The 2,197-nt window shown below is 44.7% G+C and carries 1 protein-coding gene and 1 pseudogene; both read right to left on the reverse strand.

What is annotated here, in order from left to right:
• A partial coding sequence (locus ILT06_RS32080) for a plasmid recombination protein (protein WP_222655993.1) occupies window positions 1-378 on the reverse strand: 378 nt, incomplete at its 3' end.
• Between the two features lie 690 nt (window positions 379-1,068).
• Window positions 1,069-2,197 (reverse strand): annotated as a pseudogene (locus ILT06_RS32995) (YVTN family beta-propeller repeat-containing protein); the annotation flags it as partial.

Below are 2,197 nucleotides of genomic sequence, written 5' to 3' on the forward strand. Positions count from 1 at the left end.
TACTAGATTGGGATTTCGCTCTTGAAAAGCCTTAGCATACTGTTTTAACGCTTCCTTTTTGGCTTCCCTATATTTCGAGTCGTCTTTACCTTCCCCAATCGCCACGACTAATTCTCGTTGCTCATGTGTCTTATCATCTTTATGTATTTTGTCATAATAATCATCAATTTTACGGTCATTCCGTTTTTGTTTCTCATTATATTTGTCTACCGCTTCTTGAAAGACATCCTTGTATACACTTCGGATGTCCTTTTGAACAAAGTAAATATTCTCATGTAACCTGGCTGGATCAATCCCAGGATTTCCATGAATATTTTCTCTGTTATTATGACTCAATGAACTTTGGTGGGATTGATTAAATGAGATAGAACCCAACATAAAGTGCCACCACTTTCCCTAGATTAGTTGATACAATAAGTCTAGCAAAGCGACGAAATGATGTCAATTAACGTAACCCTATACGTATATTGACGCATTCGCATCAAATACATAGGGGTCTGCGACGCTTTTCGGCTTCGCCGAGCCATGCTTAGCGTGGATAAAAGACCTCGGACCTTGTCCGAACCTACAAGGGGAACCCTTCCCCTTGACCCCATCAATCGAACTCCCCAACCCCTCAATCCTTGAGGGGCTTCCTCGCCGGTTGGCGTCCCCAAAACGAATCGTTTTGAGGAACTACCAAGAGGATGAAGAATCCGCTGCACGTGTCAATTCCTTAATGCTCCTTTCAGGGATCAGCAAAAAACGCTGATCCCTTCCAGTCCGCTTACCATTGACTCTTACCGTTTTATAACTTCACATTCACTACGCTAGCCCTATAAACATAAATATAATATGCCTGTTGTTGCTTTTAAACCTGTTGGAGAATACTTGTTTTTTAAACGAGCATTCTTTTATTTGTGTTCCCCTTGTTTTTAGGTGTGAGTGCTGGCTTGTCGTATGCGAACGCCCCCTCATGACCAGCCAACAATCATACTCAAAAACAAAAAAACACTCAAATGAGTGTCTTTTTCTCTTAAATCACTTTCATTGCATATCTATTTTAATTTTATAATACCCTCGATAATATTAAAATTTTCTGTATATAGAGAAGCGTACTGCTTGCCGATTAAAGTTTCCTGGAACACCAGGATTAGGAATACCAGTTACTGTAGGAATATTTACAGTATTTGGTCCAACATTAAATAGTTGTACTAGATCACCTGCATTTAAAGATACTATCAAATTGCCTGAAATTATTAAACCACTTGTATTCTTCCCCATACTTCTTTGTAGTTGAGTTTCACCATTAATACCAACAGCAAAAACAATAGGAGGCGGGCTTGTTGGGTCTATAGCAATATAATAATTTATTACATAAACACCCGTATCAATAATTTGAAATCCAGTTGTAAAATTTAACACATTAACAATTTCCGCATTAAAATTGAACGTAATGTTAGTACCACTTAAAACAACTAATTGATTTCCACCCGTTAATTGAGTAGTAAGAGTTCCATATGTCGTACGCATCACGGGTCCTGTTGGACCTGGTGTCCCAGGAGGCCCTTGTATTCCTGGATCACCTTGCGGTCCTGTTGGTCCTAGTATTCCAGGAGGCCCTTGTATTCCTGGATCACCTTGCGGTCCTGTTGGTCCTGGTGATCCAGGAGGCCCTTGTATTCCTTGTACACCTTGTGGTCCCGTTGGTCCTTCAGAACCTGGTGGACCAGCTGGTCCTATTGGGCCTGTTGCTCCTGTGGTACCACCACCAGGTCCTGTTGGCCCTGTTGGCCCTGTTGCCCCAGCTCCAGGGCCCGTCGGTCCTATTGCTCCTGTGGGCCCTGTTGCCCCAGCTCCAGGGCCCGTCAGTCCTACTGGCCCTGTGGGCCCTGTTACCCCAGGTCCTGTTGGGCCTATTGGTCCCGTTGGTCCTGTTGGGCCAGGATCTCCAGGTTCCCCTTGAATTCCTTGTACGCCTTGCGGTCCTGTTGGACCTGGAATTCCAGTTACCCCTTGAATTCCTTGTACACCTTGCGGTCCTGTTGGACCTGGAATTCCAGGTTCTCCTTGAATTCCAGGTCCCCCTTGTGGCCCTGTTGATCCAAGAGCTCCAGGCACACCTTGCGGCCCCGTTGGACCTATATTCCCTGGATCCCCTTGTGGTCCTGTTGGACCTGTTACACCGATTCCTGTTCCACCGGGTCCTGTTGGTCCC

It is taken from the genome of Bacillus sp. 17RED48, assembly GCF_019837545.1.
GTDB classification, from domain to species: Bacteria; Bacillota; Bacilli; order Bacillales; family Bacillaceae_G; genus Bacillus_A; species Bacillus_A wiedmannii.